The sequence below is a fragment of the Phaeobacter sp. PT47_59 genome (genome assembly GCF_028890025.1).
Taxonomy (GTDB): Bacteria; Pseudomonadota; Alphaproteobacteria; order Rhodobacterales; family Rhodobacteraceae; genus Phycobacter.
In genome coordinates, this window is the sequence record NZ_JARCJL010000002.1 from 122,949 (window position 1) to 149,870 (window position 26,922).

Consider the following 26,922-nt stretch of genomic DNA (forward strand, 5'->3'; position numbering starts at 1 on the left):
GGCCACCTTGAATGTTTTGGAGCGTCGAATGGCAGGGCGCACGGGGCGCCCTGCCGGATCAGGTTTTCGGGATCAGGTGCCCGATTTGATCTTGGTCCACAGACGGGTCACGACACGCTGGACCTTGGGGTCATAGGGCGTGGTGGTGAACAGGTTGGCAAGGGTTGCCTCATCCGGGTAGATCGCCGGATCGCCGATCACGTCCTCGACCAGGAACTCCTGGCTCGCCTTGTTGCCGTTGGCGTAATAGACGTAGTTCGACGCATCCGCCATGTTCTGCGGATCCATGATGAAGTTCAGGAATACATGGGCCGCGTCCGGGTTCGGCGCATCGACCGGGATGGCCATCTGGTCAAACCACATCTGGGCGCCTTCGACCGGTGCGTTATAGGCGACTTCGACGCCGTTGTCGGCCTCGGCCGCACGGTCACGCGCCTGCAGGACATCGCCGGACCAACCCACGGCGACGCAGATGTCCCCATTGGCCAGCGCGTTGATGTATTCCGAGGAATGGAACTTCTGGATGTAGGGACGCACGGCGGCAAAGACGCCTTCGGCCTTGGCGATCACGTCCGGGTCATGGCTGTTGGGATCTTCGCCGATGTATTTCAGCGCGGCGGGGATCATCTCTGCCGGTGCATCCAGGAAATGCACGCCACATGCGGCCAGCTTTTCCATGTTGGCGGGGTTGAAGACCAGATCAAGCGAGTTGATCGGGGCATCCTCGCCCAGCAGTTCCTTCACCTTGCCGACATTTGCGCCGATACCGGTGGTGCCCCACATATAGTTGATGGAATAGGCGTTGTCCGGGTCGTATTGCTCGGTGCGGGCCTCGACCACGTCCCACATGTTCTTGTGGTTGGGCAGCTTGGCCATGTCCAGTTTCTGGAAGGCGCCTGCCGCGATCTGCCGCTGCAGGAAGGTGCCGGTCGGGACCACCACGTCATAGCCCGAACCGCCGGCCAGCATCTTGGTCTCCAGCAGTTCGTTGCTGTCGAAGACATCGTAGACCAGCTTGATACCGGTTTCGGTCTCGAACTTTTCCAGAAGCGCTTCGTCGATATAGTCGGACCAGTTGTAAACGCGCACCTCTTCCGCGACGGCGGCGGCGCTGCTGAGGGCAACGACGGCGGTCAGTGTCATCGTCTTGAGTGTCATGAGTGTCTCCCTGTGCCTGCCGGTTTCAGTGCCCGGCTGGAATGGATTTGATCAAGTTTTGCCTCTTTGGGCAATACCGTTTATGTTTTCACCGGGGCGAGTTTGGTGCAAGCTGCCCAAAAATTGGGAGGTATTCGAGCGGTGACAGGGACCAGTTCTTTGGCAAAAACGACAGAGGAAGGCACGGCAAAACGGCCCGCCCATGAGGCCGTGTATCAACAGTTGCGGGCGCAGATCCTGTTTGGCGAACTGGCGCCGGGGCAGGCGGTGACCATCCAGGGGCTGACCGCGTCTTTGGGAGCAGGCATGACGCCGGTGCGTGAAGCGATCCGCAGGCTGATCTCCGACGGGGCGCTGGTGTTTCAGGGAAATCGGCGCGTTTCGGTTCCGCTGCTCAGCTCCGGCGATGTGGATGAGCTTCTTTTTGCAAGAAAAACAATTGAGTGTGAGCTTTCAAGGCTGGCAACCCTGAATGTCTCAGAGGCTGATATTGCCGCCCTTGAACAGATAGACAGCGAACTGGACCGGGCGATTTCAACCGGAGATGTGCCGGGGTATCTGGCCCAGAACTACAGCTTTCACACGACGCTATACAACCATGCAGCGGCACCGATCCTGACCGATCTTGCCGACCGCTTGTGGCTGCGCTTCGGGCCGTCCCTGCGGGTGGTCTGCGGGCGCTTTGGAACCCAGAGCTTTCCGGACCGTCACAAGGACATCCTTGAGGCCTTGCGTCGCAGGGATCCGGAAATGGCCGCCCTGGCAATGGAGCGGGACGTTCGTCAGGGCATGGAACAGGTCAGCATGGGGTTGGACGATGGTTACTGATTCGATTGACTCTGTGAAATTTGATCATATTCTGGGGGCAATCTCTATGTTTCGGAGCGACTCCCATGAATGCGATCACCAACCATATGCCGACGGCCGAATTGCAGGCGCTGGATGCGGCACATCACATGCACCCGTTTACCGCCAATGGGGAATTGGCTGAGAAAGGCGCGCGTATCATCACCCGCGCCAATGGCGTCACCCTGACCGATAGCGAGGGCAACCAGATCCTAGATGCCATGGCGGGCCTGTGGTGCGTCAACATCGGCTATGGCCGGGATGAACTGGCCGATGTGGCCGCCCGCCAGATGCGCGAGCTGCCCTATTACAACACCTTCTTCCAGACCACCCATGTGCCGGCCATCGCGCTGGCCAACAAGATTGCCGAACTGGCGCCGGGCGATCTGAACCACGTGTTCTTTGCCGGCTCCGGCTCGGAGGCGAATGACACCAACATTCGCATGGTGCGCCACTACTGGGCGCTGAAGGGCAAGCCGACCAAGTCGATCATCATCAGCCGCAAGAATGCCTATCACGGCTCGTCCGTGGGCAGTGGCAGCCTTGGCGGCATGAGCGCCATGCATGAACAGGGCGGCCTGCCGATCCCGGACATTCACCACATCAACCAGCCGCATTGGTGGGCCGAGGGCGGTGATATGTCCCCCGAAGACTTCGGTCTGCAGCGCGCGCAGGAGTTGGAGCAGGCGATCCTGGAGCTGGGCGAAGACCGCGTTGCGGCCTTCATCGCCGAGCCGGTGCAGGGTGCTGGCGGTGTCATCGTGCCTCCGGCCACCTATTGGCCCGAGATCCAGCGCATCTGCGACAAGTACGAGATCCTGCTGATCGCGGACGAAGTGATCTGCGGCTTTGGCCGGACCGGCAATTGGTTCGGCAGCCAGACCATGGGCATCCGCCCCGATATCATGACCATCGCCAAGGGGCTCAGCTCCGGTTATGCGCCGATCGGCGGTTCCATCGTGTCGGATGAGGTTGCCGCCGTGATCGCGGGGGACGAGTTCAACCACGGCTATACCTATTCGGGGCATCCCGTGTCCTCGGCCGTTGCGCTGGAGAACCTGCGCATCCTGGAGGAGGAAAACATCGTCGGTCACGTGCAGGATGTGGCCGCGCCCTACCTCAAGGATAAGTGGGAAGCGCTGACTGATCACCCGCTGGTGGGCGAGGCAAAGATCGTCGGCATGATGGGGTCTATCGCCTTGACGCCGAACAAGGAGGCCCGCGCCGCCTTTGCCGCCCCTGCGGGCACCGTGGGCTATATCTGCCGCGAGCGCTGCTTTGCCAACAATCTGGTCATGCGCCATGTGGGCGATCGGATGATCATCTCGCCGCCGTTGGTGATCAAGCCGGAAGAGATCGACACGCTGATTGAACGGGCGCGCCTGTCGCTGGACGAATGCTATGCGGCATTGAAAGAGCAGGATTTGCTGCACAGCGCCTGACACGAGGCCCGACTCGGGCACCTGACTCGGGGTCGGCCCCGAGACTCAAATCTGCCTTAAAAACAGGCCCGGTGCCGCGATGGCGGCACCGGGATACTCTTTGTTCTGCGGTCCGTTTTTGACCAGACAGTCATGTCCAGTGGATTCTTCTGTGCTGCTATCGAAAAAGCGTCGCAAATTCTCCTCCAGATGTCGCAAATGGTTCGATCCCTCTGGGGCCCGCGCCTAAGCTGGTCGCAAGCGCCGATTGACGATCCGGTTGCATCCCGCGGGGTGGGTATGCTTACATCGGTGCAACAAGTGCAGACAAACTGCCGACTTAACACGGGGAGCCTGTTTTGGCTGATGCGTCAAACAGTGATGCGTTCGTTGAATTCGAACGTGTCCAGAAGAGTTATGATGGCGAATCGCTCGTCGTCAAAGATCTGAACCTGGTCATGCCCAAAGGTGAGTTTCTGACAATGCTGGGGCCGTCCGGTTCCGGCAAGACAACCTGCCTGATGATGCTGGCCGGATTTGAGACCGCCACCCATGGCGACATTCGCCTGGGCGGGGTGTCGATCAACAACATTCCTCCGCATAAGCGTGGCATCGGCATGGTGTTCCAGAACTATGCCCTGTTCCCGCATATGACCATTGCCGAGAACCTCAGCTTTCCGCTGGAGGTCCGCAAGATGGGCAAGTCCGAGCGCGAACAGAAGGTCATGCGCGCGCTGGACATGGTGGAAATGGGCGCCTTTGGCGGCCGCCGTCCGTCGCAATTGTCGGGCGGTCAGCAGCAACGGGTCGCGCTGGCCCGCGCACTGGTGTTCGAACCCGAGCTGGTTCTGATGGATGAACCGCTGGGCGCGCTGGACAAGCAGCTGCGCGAAAAGATGCAGTTCGAGATCACCGACCTGGCCCACCGTCTTGGCATTACCGTGGTCTATGTGACCCACGACCAGACCGAGGCGCTGACCATGTCGGATCGTGTCGCGGTCTTCGATGATGGCCGTATCCAGCAGCTGGCGCCGCCGGATCAGCTTTATGAAGAGCCGGAAAACAGCTTCGTGGCGCAGTTCATCGGGGAGAACAACACCCTGGAAGGCACCGTGAAGGAAATCACCAACGGCCAGGCCGTGGTGCAGCTGGACGATGGAGAGCTGATCGACTGCAAACCGGTCAATGTCTCGCAGCCGGGTGAACGCACCCGCGTGTCCATCCGTCCCGAGCGGGTCGAATACAACAAGGAGCGGCTTCAGGAAGGGGCACATACGCTGAAAGCAGAGGTGCTGGAGTTCATCTACATGGGTGACATCTTCCGCACTCGTCTGCGCGTGGCCGGCAATGATGAGTTCATCATCAAGACCCGGAATGCACCGGACCAGACCCGCCTGAAGCCCGGCCAGCAGATCGAGATCGGCTGGCTGCCCGAAGATTGCCGCGCGCTGGACGCCTGAGGCCCGCGCGCAGCTGGATAACCCTCGGCGGCGAAGTGACCGGGGGATGACTTTAGTTCAAGATCAACAAGGAGAGAGTGCTTATGAAACTCACCAAACTGACCGCCCTTGCAGCCTCCACTGCGCTGTGCGCACCGATGGCCTTTGCCGAGATGGCAAACGAGATGACCATCGTATCCTGGGGCGGCGCCTATTCGAACTCCCAGATGAAGGCCTATCACGAGCCCTATGCGGCCAAGACCGGCGTCAAGATCATCAACGATGAATCCTCCGCCGAAGCCGTGGCCAAGCTGCGCGCGATGAACGAAGCGGGCAATGTGACCTGGGACGTGGTCGACGTGGTTGCCGCTGACGCCATGCGCCTGTGCGACGAAGGCCTGGCGCTGGAAATCGATGCCGACACCCAGCTGGCAGCGGCGCCCGATGGCACGCCTGCCTCCGAAGACTTCGGCGAACTGCTGGTCTCCGACTGCTTCATCCCGCAGATCGTCTACTCGACCACCTTCGGCTACCGCACCGACATGGTTGGCGACACGCCTCCGGATGACATCTGCGACGTCTTCGACCTGGAAGCCTATCCGGGCAAGCGCGCGCTGGAAAAGCGTCCGATCAACAACATGGAATGGGCCCTGCTGTGTGACGGTGTTGCCAAGGACGAAGTCTATGACGTTCTGGAAACCGAAGCCGGTCAGGAGCAGGCCCTGGCCAAGCTCGACACCATCAAGGACAGCGTGATCTGGTGGTCCGCAGGCGCCGACACCCCGCAGCTGCTGGCGGATGGCGAAGTCGTGATGGGTTCCACCTACAACGGTCGCCTGTTCTCGGTCATCGAAGAGCAGAAGCAGCCGGTTGCGATGCTGTGGGACGCGCAGGTCTTCGACCTGGACGGCTGGATCATCCCGGCAGGTCTGTCGCCGGAACGTCAGGCCCGCGCCCTGGACTACATCATGTTCGCCACCGACACGCAGCGTCTGGCGGATCAGGCCAAGTTCATCTCCTATGGCCCGGCCCGTGCCTCCTCGGCGCCGCTGGTTGGCAAGCACGCCGATCTGGGCATCGACATGGCGCCGCACATGCCGACCGATCCGAACAACGCCAAGAACACGTTCCTCTACAACTACGAGTTCTGGGCTGACTACCGCGACGACATCGACGCGAAATTCCAGGCCTGGCTCGCCAAGTAAGCCGGTCTGAAAACACCGCCAGAGAGCGCCCGCCGCTCTCTGGCACCTCACTCTTCGCAATAGGCCGCGTTCGAACGGCCGGAAGAGCAAAACCCGCGGGGGACACGGCGGGGCAATGAACAGGGATAGATATGAGCGACACCACCCAATCCGGCCCGGTGCTGGCGGCTGACGGCACGCCGTTGAAGCGTAGCCTGGCCCGCGCCCTGAGAATGCAGAAACTGCGTGCGTTGATGTTGGTCGCGCCGCTTTTGCTGTTCATCCTTCTGACCTTCATTCTCCCGATTGCGGATATGCTGTTCCGCTCGGTCGAGAACCGGATCGTCGCCGACACGCTGCCAAAGACCGTTGTCGCCCTGCAGGGCTGGGACGCAAACAGCGGCGAGGCCCCGGACGAGGCGGTCTATGCGGCGTTGGCTGCCGATCTGATCGTGGCGGTCGAGGCCAAGACCCATACCCGGCTTGGCACCCGCCTGAACTATGAAATGACCGGGATTTCCTCGCTGTTCCGCAAGTCTGGCCGCAAGGTCAAGAAATGGGACATCGCCGAGGATGCGCCCTTCAAAGAGAAATTCGTCAAGATCGACAAGGATTGGGCCGACCCCGAAGTCTGGCGCACCATCCAGACCTATAGCCCCAAGTACACCAACGGCTATTTCCTGAATTCCATCGACATGCAGAAGGGCGTGGACGGCGCCGAGGCGCGGCCCGAGAATCAGCAGATCTATATCACTCTGTTCCAACGCACCATGTTCATGTCTCTGGTGATCACCTTCTCCTGCATCGTGCTGGGCTACCCGGTGGCCTGGATCCTGGCGAACCTGCCGGCGCGATCGGCCAACTTGTTGATGATCCTGGTTCTGCTGCCCTTCTGGACCTCGCTACTGGTCCGGACCTCCGCCTGGAAGGTGATGCTGCAGCAGCAGGGGGTGATCAACGATGTTCTCGTGTGGCTGGGGCTGGTGGCGGATGATGCGCGTCTGGTGATGATCAACAACCAGTTCGGCACCATCGTGGCGATGACCCATATCCTGCTGCCCTTCATGATCCTGCCGATGTATTCGGTGATGCAGACGATCAACCCATCCTACCTGCGCGCGGCGAAATCGCTGGGAGCAACCAACTGGACGGCCTTCTGGCGGGTCTATTTCCCGCAGTCGGTGCCGGGCATCGGTGCGGGGTCGATCCTCGTCTTCATCCTCGCCATCGGCTACTACATCACGCCCGAGATCGTCGGCGGCACCAAGGGTGTCTTCATCTCCAACCGGATCGCCTATCACATCTCGTCCTCGCTCAACTGGGGTCTGGCGGCGGCGCTGGGCGCGATCCTGCTGGTGGTCGTCCTGATCCTTTACTGGGCCTATGACAAGATCGTCGGCATCGACAACGTGAAACTGGGATAAGCAACATGGCACTGACACCTGTCACCAACCAAACCCCCGGTTTCACCGCTGCCGTTGCAGCCGGTGCCGGAGCCTTCTTTGGACTTTTCGTGGGCACGGCGCAGGCCACCGGGCTGATCGGCATCCTGATCGGCGCGGCGCTGCTGGGCGTTCTTGGTTTTGTCTTTGCGGGCATGACCGACAAGGAAAAGCCCCTGCGCTGGGCCACCTTCGCGCTGTTCCTGGTCCTTGGCTATTTCCTAGGCGGGCTTCCGGCTGCTGTTCTGGGCGGCCTGTTCGGCTGGTTCGCGGGCTGGTTCATCTTCTGGCTTGCGACCTCGCGCTATCGTCAGCACCTGGCGCCCTACCTCACGCCGGGGCAGGTGCTGTGGCACTATGCCTTCCGGGTGATCTGCGGTGCGATCTTCGTCTTCCTGATCACCCCGATCCTGGTGGTGATGCCGCTCAGCTTCAACGCCGAGGATTTCTTCACCTTCACGCCGGAAATGCTGCGGTTTGACCCGGCGGGCTATTCGCTGAAACACTACGAGGACTTCTTCACCAATGACGACTGGCAGCAGGCGCTGTGGAACTCGGTGAAGATCGCCCCCATGGCGACGATCCTGTCGGTGAGCTTTGGCACCCTGGCCGCGATTGGCCTCAGCCAGCCGCATGTTCCGTTCCGCCGGGCGATCATGGCGATCCTGATCTCGCCGATGATCGTGCCGCTGATCATCTCGGCTGCGGGCATGTATTTCTTCTACAGCCGCATCGGCCTGCAGGGGACCTATTTCGGTGTCGTCCTGGCCCATGCGGCGCTGGGCATTCCCTTCGTCATCATCACCGTGACCGCAACCTTGGTGGGCTTTGACCGCTCGCTGACGCGGGCAGCGGCGAATATGGGCGCGGATCCCGTCACCACCTTCTTCCGGGTGCAGATGCCGCTGATCCTGCCCGGCGTGATCTCGGGCGGCCTTTTCGCCTTCATCACCTCCTTTGACGAGGTGGTGGTGGTGCTCTTCGTCGGTTCCGCCGGCCAGAAGACGCTGCCCTGGCAGATGTTCACCGGCCTGCGCGAGCAGATCTCGCCCACCATCCTGGCGGTGGCCACGATCCTGGTGGCGATCTCGATTGCCCTGCTGACGGTGCTGGAGCTGCTGCGCCGCCGCTCTGAACGGCTGCGCGGCATGAGCCCCGGCTGATCGGACCGGATCATTTCAAAACAGAAAGGCCCCGGCGCGATGCACGGGGCCTTTTCGTTGGAAAGATTGCGGATTACCGCAGCCGTTTCAGCAGTTTGAACGAGGCAAACCCATCCGGCACCAGCCCCTTGGAGCTTTGATAAGCGCGGATGGCCTCCAGCGATTTTGGGCCGATCTTGCCATCGACACCGCCGGTGTCGAACCCGGCGCGGGTCAGCCTGCGCTGCAGCTCCTTGCGTTCGCGGAAGGTGAGGGAGCGATCCCCGCCCGGCCATTTCGCCTGGAACTCACCGCCGCCCTTGATGCGGTCCGACAGGTGCCCGACGCCGATCACATAGGCATCGGCGGCGTTGTAGCGTTCGATCACCGAGAAGTTCTTGAAGACCATGAAGGCCGGACCATTGCCGCCGACAGGCAGCAGGAGCGCGCCGGAGCCATAGTTGGGCACCGCGCGGCCATCCACGCCAGTCACCCCCAGCTTGGCCCATTCGGCGGGGGATTTCTTGATTGACCGACCCACCAGCCCGTAGTTGAACCCGCGCGGAAGTTTCACCTCTACGCCCCAGGGCTGCCCTTTGACCCAACCAAAGCGTTTCAGGTAGGCGGCAGTGGAGGCCAGCGCATCCGAGGGGTTGTCCGACCAGATGTCGCGCTTGCCATCGCCGGTGAAATCCACCGCGTAAGCCAGGTAGGAGGTCGGAATGAACTGGGTGTGCCCCATGGCGCCCGCCCAGCTGCCGGTCATCTTGCGCGGCGGCACATCGCCCGACTGCAGGATCTTCAGCGCGGCGATCAGCTGCTTTTCAAAGAACTTTCCGCGCCGCCCGTCATAGGCCAGTGTCGCCAGAGACTGGATCACGTCCATGGAGCCACGGTTGTTGCCATAGTTGCTTTCCATGCCCCAGACGGCGACCACCACTTCCTTGTCGACCCCATAAGTGGCCTCGATCTGTTTCAGGCGGCGGCGCTGCTCGCGTAGGGCCTTCTTGCCGTTCTTGACGCGGGTGTCCGAGACCGCGCTGCCAAGGTAATCCTGCAGCGTCTTGGTGAACTCCGATTGGTTTCGGTCGCGGCGGATGACCTCATTGTCGTATTCCACTCCGCGAAAGGCGCGGTTGAAGGTGGCCGTGGTGATCCCCTGCGCCAGGGCCCGTTTGCGAAAGCCGTTGATCCAGGCCTGAAAGGCGCTGTTGGAGGCGACGGGCTGCACCTCTTCGGGCCCATCGATCACAGGCGCAACTTCTCCGGGGCGCGCCACAGGGCGCAGCGAGGTCGCCGCCGCCAGTTGAACCCCGGTCTGATCCTGTGCCATCGGCCGACCTGTGGGGCGCAGGGAGTGATCGGGCGCGGTCGCGCCAGCCAGTGTTCCGGTCGCGGCAAGGGCTGCCGCCGTCATCCAGATCCGCATGTGACATCTACCTTGTGTGTGTACTGCTCAAGGTGAATGTAGCCTTTGCCGGGCACTGGCAAAAGGGCGCAGTCTCATTCCGGGTTTGCGACAGGCGATGCCTCGCCGGTGCCAGGGCGCCATGGATGCGGGATCACTTCCGGCGCTTGCGCTCCACCTTGCGCTTGGTCTTGGCGGCCTTGTGCTTTGATTTGGCGGCCTTGCGTTTGACGGTGCGCCCCGCCGGGCTGCGTCGCCCACGCCCGCCGCCGGTTGGCACCGTTGCATCCTCCACCGACAGCAGCTCCAGTTCCAACCCGCCAGTCACGGGCGCGGCCTGGGTCAGGCGCACGGTGACGCGCTGGCCGATGGCCAGGGTAAAGCCGGTATCGGCGCCCATCAGGGTTCCGGCCTCGGCATCGAAGTGGAAGAACTCGCGCCCGATGGTGCGCACCGGCACCAGCCCGTCGGCGCCGGTCTCATCCAGTTTCACGAAGGCGCCAAAGCGGGCCATGCCACTGATCCGGCCGGTGAATTCATTGCCCACCCGTTCCGACAGATAGGCGGCCAGGTAGCGGTCGGTGGTGTCGCGCTCGGCGATCATCGAGCGGCGCTCGGTTTCCGAGATATGGGTGGCGGTATCGTCCAGTCGCTCGATCTCGTCGGGTCTGAGGCCATCCTTGCCCTTGTCCGGCCCCCAGCCATGGGCGGTGATCAGCGCGCGGTGCACGATCAGGTCCGCATAGCGGCGGATGGGAGAGGTGAAATGCGCATAGTTGCGCAGCGCAAGGCCGAAGTGGCCAAAGTTCTCGGGGTTGTAATAGGCCTGCTGCATTGACCGCAGGGTGGAGATGTTGATCAGCTCTGCATCATCCGTTCCCGCCGCAGCGTTCAGCAGCGCATTGAGATGCCGGGTCTGCAGAACTTGCCCCTTGGCCAGGGAAAGCCCGGCCGCCTGGGCGGTTTCGCGCAAGGCATCGAGCTTGTCCGGCGCCGGTTCCTCGTGCACGCGGAAAACCAGCGGCGTGCGCTTCTGGATCAGGGTTTCGGCGGCGGCCACATTGGCGAGCACCATGAATTCCTCGATCAGCCGGTGCGCCTCAAGCCGGTCACGGAAATTGACCGAGACCACGTGACCATCGTCATCCAGAATGATGCGCCGTTCGGGCAGGTCCAGATCCAGCGGTTGCCGCGCTGCGCGGGCCTTGGTCAGGGCGCGATAGGCGGCGTAAAGCGGCTTGATCACATCGTCCAGCAGGGGCGCGGTCTTGTCGCTGGGGCGCCCATCCATGGCGTCCTGCACCTCCTGGTAGCTGAGTGCCGCGCTGGAGTTGATCAGCGCCCGCATGAAGCGATGGCCGATCTTGTTGCCCTCCGCATCTACCTGCATGCGCACGACCACGCTGGCGCGTGGCACGTTTTCATGCAGCGAGCAGAGATCGCCCGATAGACGGTCCGGCAGCATCGGCACAACGCGGTCGGGGAAGTAGCTGGAGTTGCCGCGCTTGCGCGCCTCGCGGTCCAGTGCTGAGCCGGGATGCACATAGGCCGCCACATCGGCAATGGCGACCCAGATCACATGGCCGCCGGAGTTCTTGGGATCGGTGTCCGCCTCGGCAAAACAGGCATCGTCCCGGTCGCGGGCATCGACGGGGTCGATGGTGATCAGCGGCAGATCGCGCAGATCCTCGCGCCCTTTGAGGCCGATGGGTTTGGCGGCGTCTGCCTCTGCCATGACCTGATCGGGGAACTGATCGGGAATGCCGTGCTGGTGGATGGCGATCAGCGACACGGCCTTGGGCGCGGAAGGATCGCCGAGGCGTTCCACGATGCGGGCGCGGGGCAGGCCCATGCGCGCCTTAGGTCCGGCCTGTTCGGCCTCGACCAGCTCGCCGTCCTTGGCACCATTGGTGGCATCCGTCGGGACCATCCACTCGGTCGAGGCGCTCTTGTCGATGGGCACGATGCGGCCGCCCTCGGCCCCGGTGCGAAAGACGCCCAGCACGCGCTTGGGGTTGGTGCCGATGCGGCGGATCAGGCGGCCCTCGTAATTGTGGTCTTCACCCTTCACCGCAGTCAGACGCGCAAGGATCCGGTCCCCTTCACCTAAGGCAGGATCCGAGGCGCGCAGGACCAGCAGGATGACCGGCTCGATTCCTTCCCCGTGCCACTCCAGCGGGCGGCCATAAAGATCGCCGTCGCGGCTGGGACGTTTTACCGTCAGGATGGTGACGGGGGGCAGTTGGTCGGGATCGCTGTAGGTTTTCTTGCGCTTTTGCAGGTGCCCCTCTTCCTCCAGCTCCTTCAGCACGCGCTTGAGGTCGATCCGGTCAGCCCCCTTGATGCCAAAGGCCTTGGCAATGTCGCGTTTCGATGTCTGGGTCGGGTGGGCGGAAATCCAGTCGAGGATTTCGGCCTTGGAGGGGATACGGGTCATGAATCCCGCGTATCACGGCGCGCGGGCAAGGTCATCGTGAAAAATCATGGCTCAGGCCCCGCTGCGGCGCAGATCTTCTACCGTGTCGATGTCCTGCAGGGTGTCCGTGCGTGCAATGCGCCAGCCGGGCAGGGTGGCAAGAGAATCGGCCAGCGCATGTTCACTGGACCAGCGCACGCCCTGAAACAGGTCGCGTGGCAGGCGGGCCGGGTGGCGAGCGCCCACCAGCCAATAGCCGCCATCGGTGGCGGGGCCGAACACGGCATCATGGGGGCCAAGGGCGGAAAAAGCGCGGGCGATATGGGCGCGAGTGATACCGGGAATGTCGGCTCCGATAAGGCACACAGGGCCGTGGGGCGCGGCATTTTGGAGCATCCGTTTCATGCGCTGTCCCAAGTCTCCACCGCCTTGGGGCAGGCGGGGCAGATCGATAGGAAACATGGGCGATGTGACGGCGCGATCCGGGGCAACCGCCAGAACGATCTGCCAGCGGGGATTGCGCAAGCTGCGGATCAGCCGCGCCGATTGGTGGCGAAACCACCAGGTTGCCGGGATGATGCCGAGGCCCTGCGCCAGCCGAGTCTTGACCCGTCCGGGGCGCGGTTCCTTGATCATGATGACAAGGGTTGGGCGCCTCATGAATCTTCCTTCACCATGTGCTGCCCCAGGATCACCAAGACCTCCGGTTCAGGCGAAATAGTCCTTCAGGATACGGGAGTAGATCGCCTTGAGCTGATGGATCTGCGCGATCTCGACGCATTCATCCACCTGGTGCATGGTCTTGCCCACCAGGCCGAACTCCACCACCGGGCAGTGGCTTTTGACAAAACGCGCATCCGAGGTGCCGCCGGTGGTGGACAGTTCGGGTGTGATACCGGTTTCCGCCTCAACGGCCTTTGAAACCAGATCCGACAGGGCACCGGGGGGCGTGATGAAGCTTTCGCCCGAGATCTTCACCTTCATGTCGACCGAGGTGCCGAACTCAGCCTCGATCTTGTCGGCTTCCGCACGCAGCCAGTCACTCAGGCTGGCGCCGCTGTGGGCGTCGTTGAAGCGGATGTTCACCGTGGCGCGGCTTTGTGCCGGGATCACATTGGTTGCCGGGTTGCCGGTGTCGATGGTGACCACGGCCAGGGTGGAGGCGTCGAAATGTTCGGTGCCCTGGTCCAGCTCGTGGCTGGCAAGGCGATCCATCAGCCGCGCCATGGCAATCAGCGGGTTGTTGGCCCGATGCGGATAGGCGGAATGGCCCTGCTTGCCAGTGACGGTGAACCAGGCCGACAGCGATCCGCGCCGCCCGATCTTGATCATCTCGCCCATGGTGTTGGGGCAGGTGGGTTCTCCCACCAGGCAGACGGACATGGCTTCACCCTGATCCTCCATATAGTCGAGCAGCGCCGTGGTGCCATCCGTGGCATCGCCTTCCTCGTCGCCGGTGATGGTCAGGATCACGGCGCCATCGGGCGGGGTCTCTTTCACGAAATCGATGGCGGCGGCGGCAAAGGCTGCCACCCCCGATTTCATATCCGTGGCGCCCCGGCCATAGAGGATGCCGTCCTTTTCCTCGGCGCCGAAAGGATCGGTGCTCCAGGCTGCCGCATCGCCCACGGGCACCACATCGGTGTGACCGTTGAAACCGAATGTGCGGGCGTGTCCCTTGGCGCCCCAGCGGGCAAAGAGGTTCGGGGTGCCGTTACGGTCGGCGCGGGCGCAGTCAAAGCCTGCCGCGCTCAATGTCCGTTCCAGAAGCTCCAGCGCGCCGCCTTCCTCGGGGGTGACCGAGGGGCAGCGGATCAGATCGGCGGAGAGGCGTGCGGGATCGGTCGGGGTCATCGGGCGGGCTCCTGGAATTTCGGCTGATCATGGCCTAGCGCGGATCCTGCCGACGTGCAAATCACGGCGTGGCGCAAATCGGGCAGATCCCGGCAAAATGTGGCGCCGCCAAGGTCATTTCGTGAACCGCGCACTGGGGCGGGGACTCGGAAAAAGAATCGTGTTAATCAGTCGTTAACCAAAAAGAACACGAGGCAGGCAACCCGCCGGGCAGACGGGCGGAGCCAGCATTTCATTCCCAAGAAGGGCCCTCTTTGGAGGGGTAAGCCCGGTGCGCATCCGCGCGGCCGGGGCCGGAGAGATGTGCCTTGCAGCAGTATGGGTGGGACCGTCATGGTGGCAGCATCAGAGCTGAACTACAATCTGAACGCCTCGGCCGACGAGATGGCCGAGGAGATCTTTGGCCCCGGTGTCACCGTGGTGAGCGCCAGCTATTCCGGGGACAGCCGGTCTTCGGGGATCTACTCGGGGGGTGATGCCCTGGCGCCGGGGGCGACGCCGGGCGACACGGGGGTGATCCTCTCGACCGGGCGGGCCGATGACTATACCAATTCCAGCGGCGAGGCGAACCAGCGCCCGAACCAGTCGACCAATACCAGCGGCGAGACCGACAATGCGGATTTCAACGCAGCTGCGGGCGCGCGCACCTATGACGCCTCTTATCTCGATGTGAGTTTTGTCCCGGATGGGGAGGTGATGACGATGCAGTTCATCTTCTCCTCCGAGGAATTTCCGGAATATCAGAACTCAGTCTTTCAGGATGTGGTGTCGGTCTGGGTCAACGGGGAACAGGTCCAGCTGGAAGTGGGCAGCGGCACCGCGACGCCGGACAATGTGAGCGCCACAAACAATCAGAACCTGTACCTCGACAACACGAATGACACCTACAACACCGAGATGGACGGGCTGACGGTCACCATGACGTTGACCATGAATGTCAATCCGGACGCGGTGAACACCATCCGGATCGGCATCGCGGATGTGGGCGACAGTGCCTATGACAGCAACCTGCTGATTGCCGGGGACTCGATCCAGACCGGGTTGGTTGCGAAGACCGATCTGGTCCATGTCCTGCCGGATGGCAGCAAGACCGTCGATGTGCTGGCCAATGATGTGAATGCGGCGGGCGGAACGCTGACCATCACCCATCTGAACGGGATCGCGGTGACAGCGGGATCGCGCATCACGCTCAGCACCGGCCAGGAGGTGGAGCTGAACGCCGACGGGACGCTGACCCTGATCGGGGACGGCGATGTGGAGGATTTCACCTTTACCTATACCGTCGACAACGGGGTGAGCTCTGACACCGGCGTGGTTAATGCAACCTCGATCCCCTGTTTTGTCGCGGGCACCCTGATCCGCACGCCTGGGGGCGATGTACCGGTCGAGAGCCTGCAGCCGGGCGATCTGGTCCTGACCCGCGATGAGGGGCCGCAGCCGGTGCGCTGGGCCGGATCGCGCCTGGTTGCGGGGCAGGGAGAGCTGGCCCCGGTGCGGATCGCTGCGGGCACGTTCGGGGCGCATCGGGATCTTGAGGTCTCGCCCCAGCACCGGGTGCTGGTACGGGGCGCTGCCGCCGAACTGTTGTTCGGAGAGCCGGAGGTCCTGGTGGCGGCACGCGATCTGATTAACGACAGCAGCGTCCGGCGCGTGCCTCAGGCGCAGGTGTGCTATGTCCACCTGATGTTCGATCGCCACCAGGTGATCTATTCGGAAGATCTGCCCAGCGAAAGCTTCCTGCCGGGGCCGGAGACGCCCAGCCTGTTCGAACGTCGGGTGCTGGATGAGATCTGCGCCCTGTTCCCCGAGCTGGATCCCGAGACGGGCACAGGATACGGTCCCGCGGCCCGGCGGACCCTGACCGGTGTCGAAGGACGCCTGTTGACGGCGCTGCAGGCCGCCTGACCAGTCGCCTAGCGTTGCCCTCTCTGTGGCGTCAGGTCAAGTCAGGGCAATCACGCTTGCGTGACGCTTTGGGAGCGCCTAAGACTTTTTCCGATTTCCTTAATAAGCGGGTCCTGTCAGCTGTGCGCTATCTTCGTTATTCCTGGTTGATCCTGCTCATGCTGTGGGGGCAGGCGATCTGGGCACAGACCCTGACGGTCAATACCGTGACACGTCCGCCGTTTTCGATGGTCGAAAACGGACAGGATACCGGGTTTTCCATCGAACTGGTGGATGCCCTGGCAGATCGCCTTGGCTGGAGCTACGAGATCAACCGCACGGACAGTTTTGCCGAAATGCTGGACGGTGTGCGCCAGGGCGAGGTGGATCTGGCGGCGGCGAATATCTCGATCACCGCAGCGCGGGAAACCGAGATGGACTTCAGCCAGCCGGTGTTTGAAAGCGGCCTGCAGATCATGGTCCATGCCGAAGACGTGCGCCCGCCGTCCCTGTGGCGGGCGATGTTGTCCTGGGATCTGGCGGTGGCAATCGGTCTTGCCTTTGTGGTGCTGTTTGGCGGCGGCATGCTGATGTGGGTGTTCGAACGCCGCGCGCAGCCCTATTTCGACCGCCCCCTGAACGAGGCCTGGTTCCCCTCCTTCTGGTGGGCGCTCAATCTGGTGGTGAACGGCGGCTTTGAAGAGCGGGTGCCGCGCACCCCCATCGGGCGCCTGTTTGGCGTTCTGCTGGTGATTTCCTCGCTGTTCGTCGTGTCCGTCTTCGTTGCCAAGATCACCACCGCCATGACGGTGGAGGCCATCACCGGCAAGGTGAATTCGGTCAACGATCTCTATGGGCAGAATGTCGGGACGATATCCGGCTCCACCGCTGCCGGGTTCCTGGACCGTCGGGACATCGATTTCTATGGCTACACCGGCCTGGACGAGCTGATCGACGCCTTCGAGGGCAAAAAGATCGATGCCGTGGTCTTTGATGCGCCGGTGCTGAACTACTATGTCAGCCATCAGGGAGAGAGCCACGGTCGCACCATCGGCTCTGCCTTCCTGCGTGAGAATTACGGTCTGTTGTTCCCGCAGGGCTCTCCTCATACCGAAGAGGTGAACCGGGCCCTGTTGGCGCTGCAGGAAGACGGAACCTACGATCAGATCTACAAACGCTGGTTCGGCGGCGGCAACTGATCGTCTGAGGTATTGGTGCGCCCAAACACTCAGGCCCGATGGGGGCTAGTGGATGGTCGCTTCCTCGCCATCGAAGAAGGGCGTCATCTGCGCCACGATCACCGCGTTTTCCTCTAGCGCGCGCTGCATCAGGGCGCGCTCTTCCTCACCGATCTCATGGCCTTCGGCTTCGCGCTCTTCCAGGGTGCCATAGCCGGTGACATCAAGCGGCGCCGTATCGGCCTGTTTCAGGATCGCGACGCTCTCGCGCACGGCTTCGGCTTCATCCACACCTGAGGCGTAGATCATCAGCGCCGCGCCGGTGGCGCCATCGGGCAGCCCGTCGCCCTCCTTGCGTCCGATCTGGACCAGGAGCGTGTAGACCTGCTGGCGGGAGGTTTTCTTCTTTTCCATGGCCTCGGCATTACGCCTGCAGCGCCCGCCGGTCAATCGGTTTGGCACCCTGGAGGGGCGCGGTTTACCGATCCTAAACGCCCCGTGAGGTAAACGAGAACAAACCGATTTCCAGATTTCGGCACCATCATCCGTTTTGATTGAACCTGCTTGGGATTGACGTCATGCCCACCGCCTCTGAATTGCCTATCGATACCTCTGCCAGCGCATTGCAGATGGCTGAAGCCATGTTTGGCAGCGGCATCTCCATCAACAGCGCCAGCTATACCGGTGCCACCAGTGCCTCGGGCATCTACACGGATGGCGACACGGTGGCCCCTGAGCTGACCCCTTCGGACAGTGGCGTGATCCTGTCGACCGGCCGCGCCGAGGATGTGACCAACAGCAGCGGCGATGTGAATGTCAGCTCCCGCACCACGACCCGCCACGGGGAGGCGGGGGATTCCGATCTCACGGCCCTGGCGGGGATGCGCACCTATGATGCGGCTGTTTTCGAAGCGGAATTCGTCCCCGAAGGCTCGACCCTGACGATGCAGTTCGTGTTCTCCTCCGAGGAGTATCTCGAATATGTCAACAAGGGCTTCAACGATGTGGTCGGTGTCTGGGTCAACGGTGAGAAGGCCGAGATGACCATCGGCACCGGCGATATCTCGATCGACAATATCAATGACGAGTCGAACGAGAACCTCTATGTCGACAACTATCACCGGGATGATACCTACAACACGGAGATGGACGGGTTCACCATCACCCTGACGCTGACCGCGCCGGTCAATGCCGGAGAGGTCAACACGATCAAGATCGGGATCGCGGATGCCGGGGATGACAAATATGATTCCAACCTGTTGATCGCCGGGGATTCGATCCAGACCGCCCTGGTCGCGGGCGACGATGAGCTCACCGTGACCGAGGGTGAGTCGGAGGTGTTGGATGTATTGGCCAATGATATTCACACGCCCGGTTCGACCTTGACGGTCACCCATATCAACGGTCAGCCGGTGGGTGTGGGCAGCACCGTGACCCTTGCGAATGGTGAACAGGTCACGCTGAACGCGGATGGGACATTCACGCTCTGGGCGCAGCCGGATGTGGAGGATCCTGAAACCACCACCTTCACCTACACGGTGGCCGATGATCTGGGGAACACCGACACCGGCGTGGTGGAGATGACAACGGTGCCCTGTTTCGTGGCCGGCACGTTGATCGATACCCTGGAGGGATCGGTTCCGGTGGAGGCGCTGCAGACGGGGATGCGCGTGCGCACGCGGGACAACGGGTTCCAGCCTCTGCGCTGGATCGGTCGCAGTCAGCGCAAGGCCAGGGGCGCGGATGCGCCCGTGGTGCTGCAGGCCGGGGCGCTGGGCAGGCATGAGACGGTGGAGCTTTCCCCCTGCCACCGCGTATTTCTGGCCTCCGGTCGTGCCGAGATGCTGTTCGGCACCCCGCAGGTGCTGGTGAAGGCCAAGGATCTGGTCAACGGCAGCTCTATTCGCCGCCGCATGGATGGCGCTGCGGTTACCTATGTCCACCTGCTGTTTGACCGCCACGAGATCGTCTGTGGCAACGGGCTGTTCAGTGAAAGCTATCATCCTGGCGCCGAGACCGCGGATAGTTTTGATACGGAGACCCGCGCCGAGATCCTGCGCCTGATCGGCGGCGATTGGTCCGCCTATGGCCCCTCTGCACGGCCTGCGTTGAAAAGCTACGAGGCCGAGCTGCTGTTGCAGGCAGGTTAGGAGCCTGTGCGCATCTTGTAGCCGGGGTGGAACTGCATCCGCACATAGGTGACGGGTTGCTCCTGAAACCAGGTGCTGCGCTCCATCAGGAACAGCGGCGCACCCTCCCGCGCGCCCAGGAAGGCGGCGATCTCGGCCTCAGCAGGGACCGCGGACAGGGTGATTTCCGCATCTGAGAAGGGCACCTGTGCCAGCAGCCACTCGTTTGGTCCGGTTTCAGTGAAATCCGCCTGCGCGACTTCGGGAATGGCGGCGATATTGATCCAGCGATCCTCGTGCTGATAGGGGCTGCCATCGGCGTAATGCATGCAGATGAGATGCAGGACTTCGGCCCCGGCGGGCAGGCCCATCTGCGCCGACAGCCAATCCGGCGCCGCGACGATCTCGCGGCTGACCAGCCGGTAGCGATAGGCGGCGTTCATATCCTCCACCTGCTGGCGGGTGATGCTGATCGTCAGCCGCGCCTGTTTCACAGGCGCCGTGGCCACCCGCGTGCCGCTTTTGCGTTTGCGGTCGATGATGCCCTGATCGGCCAGTTCGCGCAGGGCGCGGTTGACGGTTGCGCGGGCGCAGCCGAATTCCTCTGACAGCTCCTGTTCGGTGGGCAGCAGGGCGCCTTGGTCCCAGATCCGATCCTGAATGCGGCGCAGCACCTCGTCCCGGACCTCTTTGTAATTGGTCTTCTTGTCTGGCTGCACCGGCGATCCTGTTGCTGGCTGAAGGGAGGGTGTCACGTCTTTCTCGGCGTCTTGAGCGGTTTTGTAAAGCTGTGCGCTCAGAGAGCTGCGCGCAGGTCGGCCATCGCCTGGCGGTAGGCGGCCAGAATTCTGTCGCGTGCCAGGTGGCGTCCCTCCTTGACCTGATGGCGCCCGGCGCTCCAGACATCGGTAACGGTGCCCTCCCCGGCGGCAAAGCACAGCCCGTCCAGCAATTGTGCGGGGTCGAGTGCGCAGAGGGCGGGGTGCGTACTGTCGATGGCGACAAGATCGGCCAGGGCACCCGGTTCGATCCGCCCAGCAGTGCGGCCCAGGGCCTGCGCACCGCCTTCTGCGGCACCCAGATACAGGCTCTCCCCGACCGAACCCGGGCCGGGCACCATCACATTCCGGCACAGATCACGCAGGCGTTGGGAATATTCCAGCAGGCGCAGCTCTTCCGGCAGGGCAATCCGCAGGTTGGAGTCCGAACCGATCCCGAAGCGCCCGCCATGGGACAGGTAGGCGGCGCCGTTGAAGGGACCATCGCCCAGGTTGGCCTCGGTGATGGGGCAGAGCCCCGCCACCGCACCCGAATGGGCCAGCGCCCGGGTTTCAGCCTCGGTCATATGGGTGGCATGGATCAGGCACCATTTCGGATCCACCGGGGCATTCTGTAGCAGCCATTCCACAGGGCGCGCACCCAGCCAGCCCGTGATATCGGCCACTTCTGCAGGTTGCTCGGCGATATGGATGTGGAGGGGCACGCCGTCCTGCAGGGCCAGAACATCCCTTAGGTCTTCGGGGCAGGTTGCGCGCAGGGAATGGGGTGCGATGCCGACGACTGTATCGGCGGGCAGATTGCGGTGGGCAAGGCTGCGGATCTGCTCCACCAGATCGGCGTATTCCGCGCCCGAATTGCCAAAGCGCAGCTGCCCCCCGGCAAGGGGCTGGCGACCGGCACCACCATAGGAATAGAGTACCGGCAGATGGGTGAGGCCGATGCCCGTCTCGGCAGCGGCGGCGAAGATGCGCTGACTCAGCTCGGCACGACTGGCATAGGGCGCGCCGCCGGGCTGGTGGTGGACATAGTGAAACTCTCCCACCGCCGTGTATCCGGCTTCCAGCATCTCCATGAAGGTGAGCGTCGCGATGGCCTGCATCTGCTCTGGCGTCAGGTGATCCAGAAAGCGGTACATCAGCGCGCGCCAGGTCCAGAAACTGTCCCGCCCCTCCGCACGGTGCTCGTTCATCCCCGCCATGGCGCGTTGAAAGCTGTGCGAATGCAGATTGGCAAGGCCGGGCAGCAGTGTGTCGACTCGCAGATCCCCGGCCCGGGGCGTGCAGCCCGTATCAAGGCGGGTGATGATCCCGTCTTCGATGCAGAGCCGCAGACCCTGCTGCCATCCGGCGGGTGTGCGGGCCTGCGCGGCAAAAATTGTCTGCATGAGACCACCTTATGTATAGACATAATATCGATATGCTCATATCACACTGCCATCAAGCATTTTCATGAGGCGTGAATGGACGATGCATCTCCCTATGTGCTGATGGGCGGATCGGCTGCCACGATGGCTCTGGAAGGTCCTGCCTATGGGTTGATCCCCGAGGCAGCCCTTGCGGTCGAGCATGGATCGATTGCCTGGGTCGGGCCGGAGGCCGAGTTGCCCGGCGCCTTTGACACATGGCGGCGTCAGGATCTGGAAGGGCGGCTGATCACGCCTGCGCTGATCGATTGTCACACCCATCTGGTCTTTGCCGGTGATCGGGCGCGGGAATTCGAGATGCGGCTGAACGGCGCAACATACGAGGAGCTGGCGCGCGCGGGTGGGGGCATTGCCTCGACCGTTGCCGCGACCCGCGCCGCCAGCGAAGAGGAGTTGATCCGGACGGCCCTGCCGCGCCTTGATGCGCTGATCGCCGAAGGGGTGAGCACGGTCGAGGTGAAATCCGGTTACGGGCTGGACCGGGAGACCGAGCTGACCATGCTGCGCGCCGCCCGTCGGCTGGGGGAGTTGCGTCCGGTGACCATCACCACGACCTTTCTGGGCGCCCATGCGGTGCCACCCGAATATGAGGGCCGCGCCGAGGCTTACGTGAACGAGGTCTGCCTGGCCACCCTGCGCGCCGCGCATGCCGAAGGTCTGGTCGATGCGGTGGACGGGTTCTGCGAAACCATCGCCTTTTCCGCGTCGCAAATCGATCTGGTGTTTCAATGCGCGTCCGAGCTGGGGTTGCCGGTCAAACTCCACGCCGAACAGTTGAGCCACCAGGGCGGCACGGCGCTGGCCGCGCGCCATCGGGCGCAGTCGGTCGATCACCTGGAATACGCGACAGAGGCGGATGCCATTGCCATGGCCGAAGCAGGGAGTGTCGCGACCATTCTGCCCGGTGCCTATTACACGATCCGCGAAACCCAGGCGCCGCCCATCGCGCTGTTTCGCAAACATGGCGTGCCGATGGCGCTGGCTACGGACTGCAATCCCGGATCCTCGCCCATGACCTCGCTGTTGATGGCGATGAACATGGGCTGCACCCTGTTTCGCATGACCCCGGAAGAGGCGTTGGCCGGGGTCACCAGTCATGCCGCTCGTGCGCTGGGACTGCGGGATCGTGGCCAGATCGCGCCGGGGCTGCGGGCGGATCTGGCGGTCTGGGACGTGCAGCACCCGGCCGAACTCTCCTATCGCATCGGCTTCAACCCGCTCCACATGCGCATCTTCGGAGGTCAACCATGCTGCAACTGAGCCCCGGCACGGTATCGCTGCGCGTTCTTGAAACCATCTACCGGGGTGCGGAGCCTTTGTGCCTGGATCCCGCTGCCCGCGCGGGCGTTGAGGAGGCCGCCGGCATGGTGGCCAAGGCCGCAGAGGGAGATGCGCCGGTCTATGGGATCAACACGGGTTTTGGCAAATTGGCCTCGACCCGGATCGCGCCGCAGGACACGGCGCTGTTGCAGCGCAACCTGATCCTCAGCCATTGCTGCGGCGTGGGCGATCCGCTGCCCGCCGACAAGGTGCGGCTGATGATGGCGCTCAAGCTGGTGTCATTGGGGCGCGGCGCCTCGGGCGTGCGCTGGGCGGTGATCTCGCAGATCGAACAGATGCTGGCGTGTGGTGTGCTGCCGGTGGTGCCCTCGCAAGGCTCTGTCGGGGCTTCGGGGGATCTTGCGCCTCTGGCCCATATGGCTGCCGTGATGATCGGCGAAGGGGAGGCCACTGTGGCGGGCGCCCGTATGTCTGGTGCCGAGGCCCTGAAACAGGCCGGATTAGAGCCTATTGTCTTGGGTCCGAAAGAGGGGCTGGCCCTGATCAATGGCACCCAGTTTTCCACCGCCTGCGCCCTGGCCGGGCTGTTTGAGGCCTGGCGCCTTGCCGAAGCCTCTACCGTTGTGGCGGCGCTGACAACCGATGCGATCATGGGTTCCACCGCGCCGCTCTTGGCCGAGATCCACGCCCTGCGCGGCCACGCGGGACAGATCGACGTGGCCCGCGAGATGCGCGCCCTGATGAAAGGCAGCGAGATCCGCGACAGTCACCGCAATGGCGACAGCCGTGTACAGGATCCCTATTGCATCCGCTGCCAGCCGCAGGTTCTGGGCGCGGCGCTGGATGTCCTGAGCATGGCCGCCGGCACGCTGGAGGTGGAGGCCAATGCCGTCACCGACAACCCGCTGGTGCTGACCGAGGCCGGGCGCATTGTCTCCGGTGGCAATTTCCATGCCGAATACGTGGGGTTTGCCGCCGATCAGATCGCCCTGGCGCTGGCCGAGATCGGTGCCATCGCCCAGCGCCGGGTGGCCCTGATGGTGGATCCCGCGCTCTCTTTCGATCTGCCACCCTTCCTGACGCCTGAGCCGGGATTGAACTCTGGCTTTATGATCGCCGAGGTGACCACTGCGGCATTGATGAGCGAGAACAAGCACTTGGCGAACCCTTGTGTGACCGATTCAACGCCCACCTCGGCCAACCAGGAGGATCACGTCTCCATGGCGGCCCACGGCGCGCTGCGGCTGGGGCGGATGGGACAGAACCTGTCGGTGATCCTTGGCGTCGAACTGCTCTGCGCGGCGCAGGGGGTCGAGGCGCGTGCGCCTCTGGCGACCTCCTCGCGTTTGCGCGACGTGATCGAGAGTTTGCGCGCCAAGATCCCGCCTTTGGCGGAGGATCGCTACTTGGCGCCCGAGATCGAACTGGCAAGCGAGATGATCCGCGCAGGTCGCATCGCCCGTGCTGCCGGGCTTGAGGTGCCGCTATGATTGATGTGACGCGCGGTGCATCGCCCCTTGTGCTGGGGCTTCCCCATACCGGCACCGATGTCCCGGTCGAGGTTTGGGACAGGCTGAACGAGACAGGTCGCGCGCTGGCCGATACCGACTGGCATGTGCACGATCTTTACGCCGGTCTGGTCGATGGGATCACCATGGTCCGCACGCGGATCCATCGCTACGTGATCGACGTGAACCGCGATCCCGAGGGGCACAGCCTTTATCCCGGTCAGAACACGACAACACTTGTGCCCCTGACAGATTTTGACGGGCGATCAATCTGGCAGGATGGGGCCGAACCGGACGCGGAGGAAATCGCGCGGTGTCGGGTTCTTTATCATGCGCCCTATCACGCTGCGCTAGAGGCCGAACTGCGCCGGGTCCGCGATTTGCATGGCTTTGCCATTCTCTATGACTGCCATTCGATCCGCAGTCAGATCCCCTTCCTGTTCGATGGGCGGCTGCCGGATTTCAACATTGGCACCAATCGCGGCCGCACCTGCGATCCGCAGATCGAGGCGCAGGTTCTGCAGCGCTGCGAGGCTGCCGAGGGCTATTCCACCATCCTCAATGGCCGCTTCCTTGGTGGCTGGACCAGCCGCCACTATGGCCGCCCCGCTGACGGGTTTCATGCCATCCAGATGGAGCTGGCGCAGGCGACCTACTGCGATGAAGCCCCGCCCTGGAGCTATGACAGCTCCCGCGCCGAGCGGCTGCGCGCGCACCTGCGTCCCATTCTGACAGACCTGATTTCCTGGAGGCCGACATGAGCGATCCCCGCAAGAACAACCGTGATATCTACCCGCCCACCGGCCCTGAAATCAGCGCCAAGAGCTGGCTGACCGAGGCGCCCTTGCGGATGCTGATGAACAACCTGCACCCCGATGTGGCCGAAAACCCGCACGAGCTGGTGGTCTATGGCGGTATCGGGCGAGCGGCGCGCACCTGGAAGGATTTCGACCTGATCGCCGACAGCCTGCGCAGCCTGGAAGAGGATCAGACCCTTCTGGTGCAATCGGGCAAACCCGTCGGCATTTTCCAGACCCACAGGGACGCGCCGCGCGTGCTGATCGCCAACTCGAACCTGGTGCCGCGCTGGGCGACCTGGGATCACTTCAACGAACTCGACCGCAAGGGGCTGATGATGTACGGCCAGATGACCGCCGGGTCCTGGATCTACATCGGCACGCAAGGCATCGTTCAGGGCACCTATGAAACCTTTGCTGAGGCCGGGCGCCAGCATTATGGCGGCGATCTTTCTGGCAAGTGGATCCTGACCGGCGGTCTTGGCGGCATGGGCGGCGCGCAGCCCCTTGCGGCGGTGATGGCCGGGGCCTGCTGCCTTGCGGTGGAATGCAACCCCGACAGCATCGATTTCCGCCTGCGTACGCGCTACCTTGATGAAAAGACCGACAGCCTGGACGAGGCGCTGTCGATGATCGACCGTTGGACGGCAGCGGGTGAGGCGAAATCCGTCGGTCTTCTGGGCAATGCCGCCGATGTCTTTCCCGAACTCGTGCGGCGCGGCATCCGCCCCGATCTGGTGACCGATCAGACCTCGGCCCATGATCCTGTGAACGGCTACCTACCGCAGGGCTGGACCATGGGAGAGTGGATCGCAAAGCGTGAAACAGACCCCAAAGCCGTGGAAAAGGCCGCGCGCGCCAGTATGAGGGTGCAGGTCGAAGCCATGTGCCAGTTCCACGCCATGGGCATTCCCACCGTCGATTACGGCAACAACATCCGCCAGATGGCGCTGGAGGAGGGGCTCACGAACGCATTCGATTTCCCCGGCTTCGTGCCTGCCTATATTCGCCCGCTGTTCTGCCGCGGCATCGGCCCCTTCCGCTGGTGTGCCCTGTCCGGTGATCCCGAAGACATCCGCAAGACCGACGCCAAGATGAAAGAGCTGTTCCCCGACAACGAAGGCCTGCATCGCTGGCTGGATATGGCTGAGGAGCGGATCGCCTTTCAGGGCCTACCCGCGCGGATCTGCTGGATCGGGCTGGGCGACCGTCACCGGGCCGGGCTTGCCTTCAACGAGATGGTCCGCAATGGCGAGCTGTCCGCGCCGGTGGTCATTGGCCGCGATCATCTCGACAGCGGCTCAGTCGCCTCGCCCAACCGCGAGACAGAAGCGATGAGGGACGGATCGGACGCGGTGTCGGACTGGCCGCTCTTGAATGCACTTCTGAACACCGCCTCGGGCGCGACCTGGGTGTCGCTGCACCATGGGGGCGGGGTCGGCATGGGCTTTTCGCAGCATTCCGGCGTGGTGATCTGTTGCGATGGCAGCGAAGACGCCGACCGCCGTATCGCACGGGTGCTGTGGAATGATCCGGCCACCGGCGTCATGCGTCACGCCGATGCGGGATATGAGATCGCCAAGGACTGCGCGCGCCAGCATCAACTGACCCTGCCGGGGATCCTGTGAGCAA

Annotated in this window: 21 protein-coding genes; 13 read left to right on the forward strand and 8 right to left on the reverse strand. The window is 63.0% G+C overall.

Annotated features, from left to right (window positions below; translation table 11 throughout):
* Nucleotides 1-72: 72 nt before the first annotated feature.
* Nucleotides 73-1,158: a polyamine ABC transporter substrate-binding protein gene (locus PXK01_RS02340; protein WP_274849333.1), complete on the reverse strand. Its 1,086-nt coding sequence runs from the start codon at nt 1,156-1,158 to the stop codon at nt 73-75.
* A 159-nt stretch (nt 1,159-1,317) separates the two neighbouring features.
* Here PXK01_RS02340 and PXK01_RS02345 point away from each other — a divergent pair, with 159 nt between their 5' ends.
* The 6 genes from PXK01_RS02345 (at nt 1,318) to PXK01_RS02370 (ending at nt 8,653) form a co-directional block, all read left to right on the forward strand.
* Complete coding sequence (locus tag PXK01_RS02345) at nt 1,318-1,986, forward strand: GntR family transcriptional regulator (protein WP_274858712.1); 669 nt, start codon at nt 1,318-1,320, stop codon at nt 1,984-1,986.
* Nucleotides 1,987-2,051: 65 nt separating this feature from the next.
* On the forward strand, nt 2,052-3,446 hold the full coding sequence (locus PXK01_RS02350) for an aspartate aminotransferase family protein (protein WP_274858713.1): 1,395 nt from the start codon (nt 2,052-2,054) through the stop codon (nt 3,444-3,446).
* Between the two features lie 338 nt (nt 3,447-3,784).
* A complete protein-coding gene (locus tag PXK01_RS02355; protein ID WP_274858714.1) occupies nt 3,785-4,885 on the forward strand; it encodes an ABC transporter ATP-binding protein in 1,101 nt (366 codons plus the stop codon).
* Nucleotides 4,886-4,968: 83 nt separating this feature from the next.
* Complete coding sequence (locus PXK01_RS02360; protein WP_274858715.1) at nt 4,969-6,069, forward strand: extracellular solute-binding protein; 1,101 nt, start codon at nt 4,969-4,971, stop codon at nt 6,067-6,069.
* Between the two features lie 131 nt (nt 6,070-6,200).
* Entirely contained in the window at nt 6,201-7,472 is a 1,272-nt protein-coding gene (locus tag PXK01_RS02365; protein WP_274849339.1) for an ABC transporter permease, read from the forward strand.
* A gap of 5 nt (nt 7,473-7,477) precedes the next feature.
* A complete protein-coding gene (locus PXK01_RS02370; RefSeq protein WP_274858716.1) occupies nt 7,478-8,653 on the forward strand; it encodes an ABC transporter permease in 1,176 nt (391 codons plus the stop codon).
* Between the two features lie 73 nt (nt 8,654-8,726).
* Here the strand turns inward: PXK01_RS02370 and PXK01_RS02375 are convergent, their stop codons facing one another.
* The 4 genes from PXK01_RS02375 to dapE form a co-directional block, all read right to left on the reverse strand.
* A complete protein-coding gene (locus tag PXK01_RS02375) occupies nt 8,727-10,061 on the reverse strand; it encodes a lytic murein transglycosylase (RefSeq protein ID WP_274849341.1) in 1,335 nt (444 codons plus the stop codon).
* Nucleotides 10,062-10,194: 133 nt separating this feature from the next.
* Complete coding sequence (gene rnr, locus PXK01_RS02380; RefSeq protein ID WP_274849342.1) at nt 10,195-12,477, reverse strand: ribonuclease R; 2,283 nt, start codon at nt 12,475-12,477, stop codon at nt 10,195-10,197.
* A 51-nt stretch (nt 12,478-12,528) separates the two neighbouring features.
* Nucleotides 12,529-13,116 carry a TIGR04282 family arsenosugar biosynthesis glycosyltransferase gene (locus PXK01_RS02385; RefSeq protein WP_274858717.1) on the reverse strand — a complete coding sequence of 196 codons (588 nt, stop codon included), beginning with the start codon at nt 13,114-13,116 and terminating at the stop codon, nt 12,529-12,531.
* Between the two features lie 48 nt (nt 13,117-13,164).
* On the reverse strand, nt 13,165-14,310 hold the full coding sequence (gene dapE / locus PXK01_RS02390; protein WP_274858718.1) for a succinyl-diaminopimelate desuccinylase: 1,146 nt from the start codon (nt 14,308-14,310) through the stop codon (nt 13,165-13,167).
* A gap of 333 nt (nt 14,311-14,643) precedes the next feature.
* Here dapE and PXK01_RS02395 point away from each other — a divergent pair, with 333 nt between their 5' ends.
* Nucleotides 14,644-16,215 (forward strand): Hint domain-containing protein, encoded by a 1,572-nt coding sequence (locus tag PXK01_RS02395; protein ID WP_274858719.1) that lies wholly within the window; start codon nt 14,644-14,646, stop codon nt 16,213-16,215.
* Between the two features lie 122 nt (nt 16,216-16,337).
* Nucleotides 16,338-17,393 (forward strand): transporter substrate-binding domain-containing protein, encoded by a 1,056-nt coding sequence (locus tag PXK01_RS02400; RefSeq protein WP_446728389.1) that lies wholly within the window; start codon nt 16,338-16,340, stop codon nt 17,391-17,393.
* 45 nt (nt 17,394-17,438) lie between these two features.
* Here the strand turns inward: PXK01_RS02400 and PXK01_RS02405 are convergent, their stop codons facing one another.
* Nucleotides 17,439-17,786 carry a hypothetical protein gene (locus PXK01_RS02405; RefSeq protein WP_274849346.1) on the reverse strand — a complete coding sequence of 116 codons (348 nt, stop codon included), beginning with the start codon at nt 17,784-17,786 and terminating at the stop codon, nt 17,439-17,441.
* Between the two features lie 164 nt (nt 17,787-17,950).
* On the opposite strand from PXK01_RS02405, the gene PXK01_RS02410 reads away from it, so the two are divergent.
* The gene (locus tag PXK01_RS02410; RefSeq protein ID WP_274858720.1) at nt 17,951-19,522 is read left to right on the forward strand and encodes a choice-of-anchor L domain-containing protein; all 1,572 of its coding nucleotides are present in this window, start codon (nt 17,951-17,953) and stop codon (nt 19,520-19,522) included.
* Here the strand turns inward: PXK01_RS02410 and PXK01_RS02415 are convergent.
* Nucleotides 19,519-20,220: a GntR family transcriptional regulator gene (locus tag PXK01_RS02415; protein WP_274858721.1), complete on the reverse strand. Its 702-nt coding sequence runs from the start codon at nt 20,218-20,220 to the stop codon at nt 19,519-19,521. The two genes, PXK01_RS02410 and PXK01_RS02415, sit on opposite strands and share 4 nt — an antisense overlap.
* A gap of 77 nt (nt 20,221-20,297) precedes the next feature.
* On the reverse strand, nt 20,298-21,665 hold the full coding sequence (locus tag PXK01_RS02420; RefSeq protein WP_274849351.1) for a formimidoylglutamate deiminase: 1,368 nt from the start codon (nt 21,663-21,665) through the stop codon (nt 20,298-20,300).
* A 102-nt stretch (nt 21,666-21,767) separates the two neighbouring features.
* On the opposite strand from PXK01_RS02420, the gene hutI reads away from it, so the two are divergent.
* The 4 genes from hutI to hutU are packed head-to-tail and all read left to right on the forward strand — an operon-like array spanning nt 21,768 to nt 26,918.
* Complete coding sequence (gene hutI / locus PXK01_RS02425; protein ID WP_274858856.1) at nt 21,768-22,964, forward strand: imidazolonepropionase; 1,197 nt, start codon at nt 21,768-21,770, stop codon at nt 22,962-22,964.
* Entirely contained in the window at nt 22,952-24,475 is a 1,524-nt protein-coding gene (hutH, locus tag PXK01_RS02430) for a histidine ammonia-lyase (RefSeq protein WP_274858722.1), read from the forward strand. Before hutI ends, hutH begins: the two co-directional genes overlap by 13 nt.
* The gene (gene hutG / locus PXK01_RS02435; RefSeq protein ID WP_274858723.1) at nt 24,472-25,254 is read left to right on the forward strand and encodes an N-formylglutamate deformylase; all 783 of its coding nucleotides are present in this window, start codon (nt 24,472-24,474) and stop codon (nt 25,252-25,254) included. The genes hutH and hutG overlap by 4 nt, the downstream gene beginning before the upstream one ends.
* Nucleotides 25,251-26,918, forward strand: coding sequence for a urocanate hydratase (gene hutU / locus PXK01_RS02440; protein WP_274858724.1), 1,668 nt, complete (start codon nt 25,251-25,253; stop codon nt 26,916-26,918). Before hutG ends, hutU begins: the two co-directional genes overlap by 4 nt.
* Nucleotides 26,919-26,922 lie beyond the last annotated feature (4 nt).

Excerpts from the sequence above, each read along its gene's own strand:
- PXK01_RS02340 (WP_274849333.1), bottom strand. The coding sequence starts at position 1,158 with ATGACACTCAAGACGATGACACTGACCGCCGTCGTTGCCCTCAGCAGC.
- PXK01_RS02350 (WP_274858713.1), top strand. The coding sequence starts at position 2,052 with ATGAATGCGATCACCAACCATATGCCGACGGCCGAATTGCAGGCGCTG.
- PXK01_RS02360 (WP_274858715.1), top strand. The coding sequence starts at position 4,969 with ATGAAACTCACCAAACTGACCGCCCTTGCAGCCTCCACTGCGCTGTGC.
- PXK01_RS02365 (WP_274849339.1), top strand. The coding sequence starts at position 6,201 with ATGAGCGACACCACCCAATCCGGCCCGGTGCTGGCGGCTGACGGCACG.
- PXK01_RS02370 (WP_274858716.1), top strand. The coding sequence starts at position 7,478 with ATGGCACTGACACCTGTCACCAACCAAACCCCCGGTTTCACCGCTGCC.
- PXK01_RS02375 (WP_274849341.1), bottom strand. The coding sequence starts at position 10,061 with ATGCGGATCTGGATGACGGCGGCAGCCCTTGCCGCGACCGGAACACTG.
- rnr (WP_274849342.1), bottom strand. The coding sequence starts at position 12,477 with ATGACCCGTATCCCCTCCAAGGCCGAAATCCTCGACTGGATTTCCGCC.
- PXK01_RS02385 (WP_274858717.1), bottom strand. The coding sequence starts at position 13,116 with ATGAGGCGCCCAACCCTTGTCATCATGATCAAGGAACCGCGCCCCGGA.
- dapE (WP_274858718.1), bottom strand. The coding sequence starts at position 14,310 with ATGACCCCGACCGATCCCGCACGCCTCTCCGCCGATCTGATCCGCTGC.
- PXK01_RS02395 (WP_274858719.1), top strand. The coding sequence starts at position 14,644 with ATGGTGGCAGCATCAGAGCTGAACTACAATCTGAACGCCTCGGCCGAC.
- PXK01_RS02405 (WP_274849346.1), bottom strand. The coding sequence starts at position 17,786 with ATGGAAAAGAAGAAAACCTCCCGCCAGCAGGTCTACACGCTCCTGGTC.
- PXK01_RS02410 (WP_274858720.1), top strand. The coding sequence starts at position 17,951 with ATGCCCACCGCCTCTGAATTGCCTATCGATACCTCTGCCAGCGCATTG.
- PXK01_RS02420 (WP_274849351.1), bottom strand. The coding sequence starts at position 21,665 with ATGCAGACAATTTTTGCCGCGCAGGCCCGCACACCCGCCGGATGGCAG.
- hutI (WP_274858856.1), top strand. The coding sequence starts at position 21,768 with ATGGGCGGATCGGCTGCCACGATGGCTCTGGAAGGTCCTGCCTATGGG.
- hutH (WP_274858722.1), top strand. The coding sequence starts at position 22,952 with ATGCTGCAACTGAGCCCCGGCACGGTATCGCTGCGCGTTCTTGAAACC.
- hutG (WP_274858723.1), top strand. The coding sequence starts at position 24,472 with ATGATTGATGTGACGCGCGGTGCATCGCCCCTTGTGCTGGGGCTTCCC.
- hutU (WP_274858724.1), top strand. The coding sequence starts at position 25,251 with ATGAGCGATCCCCGCAAGAACAACCGTGATATCTACCCGCCCACCGGC.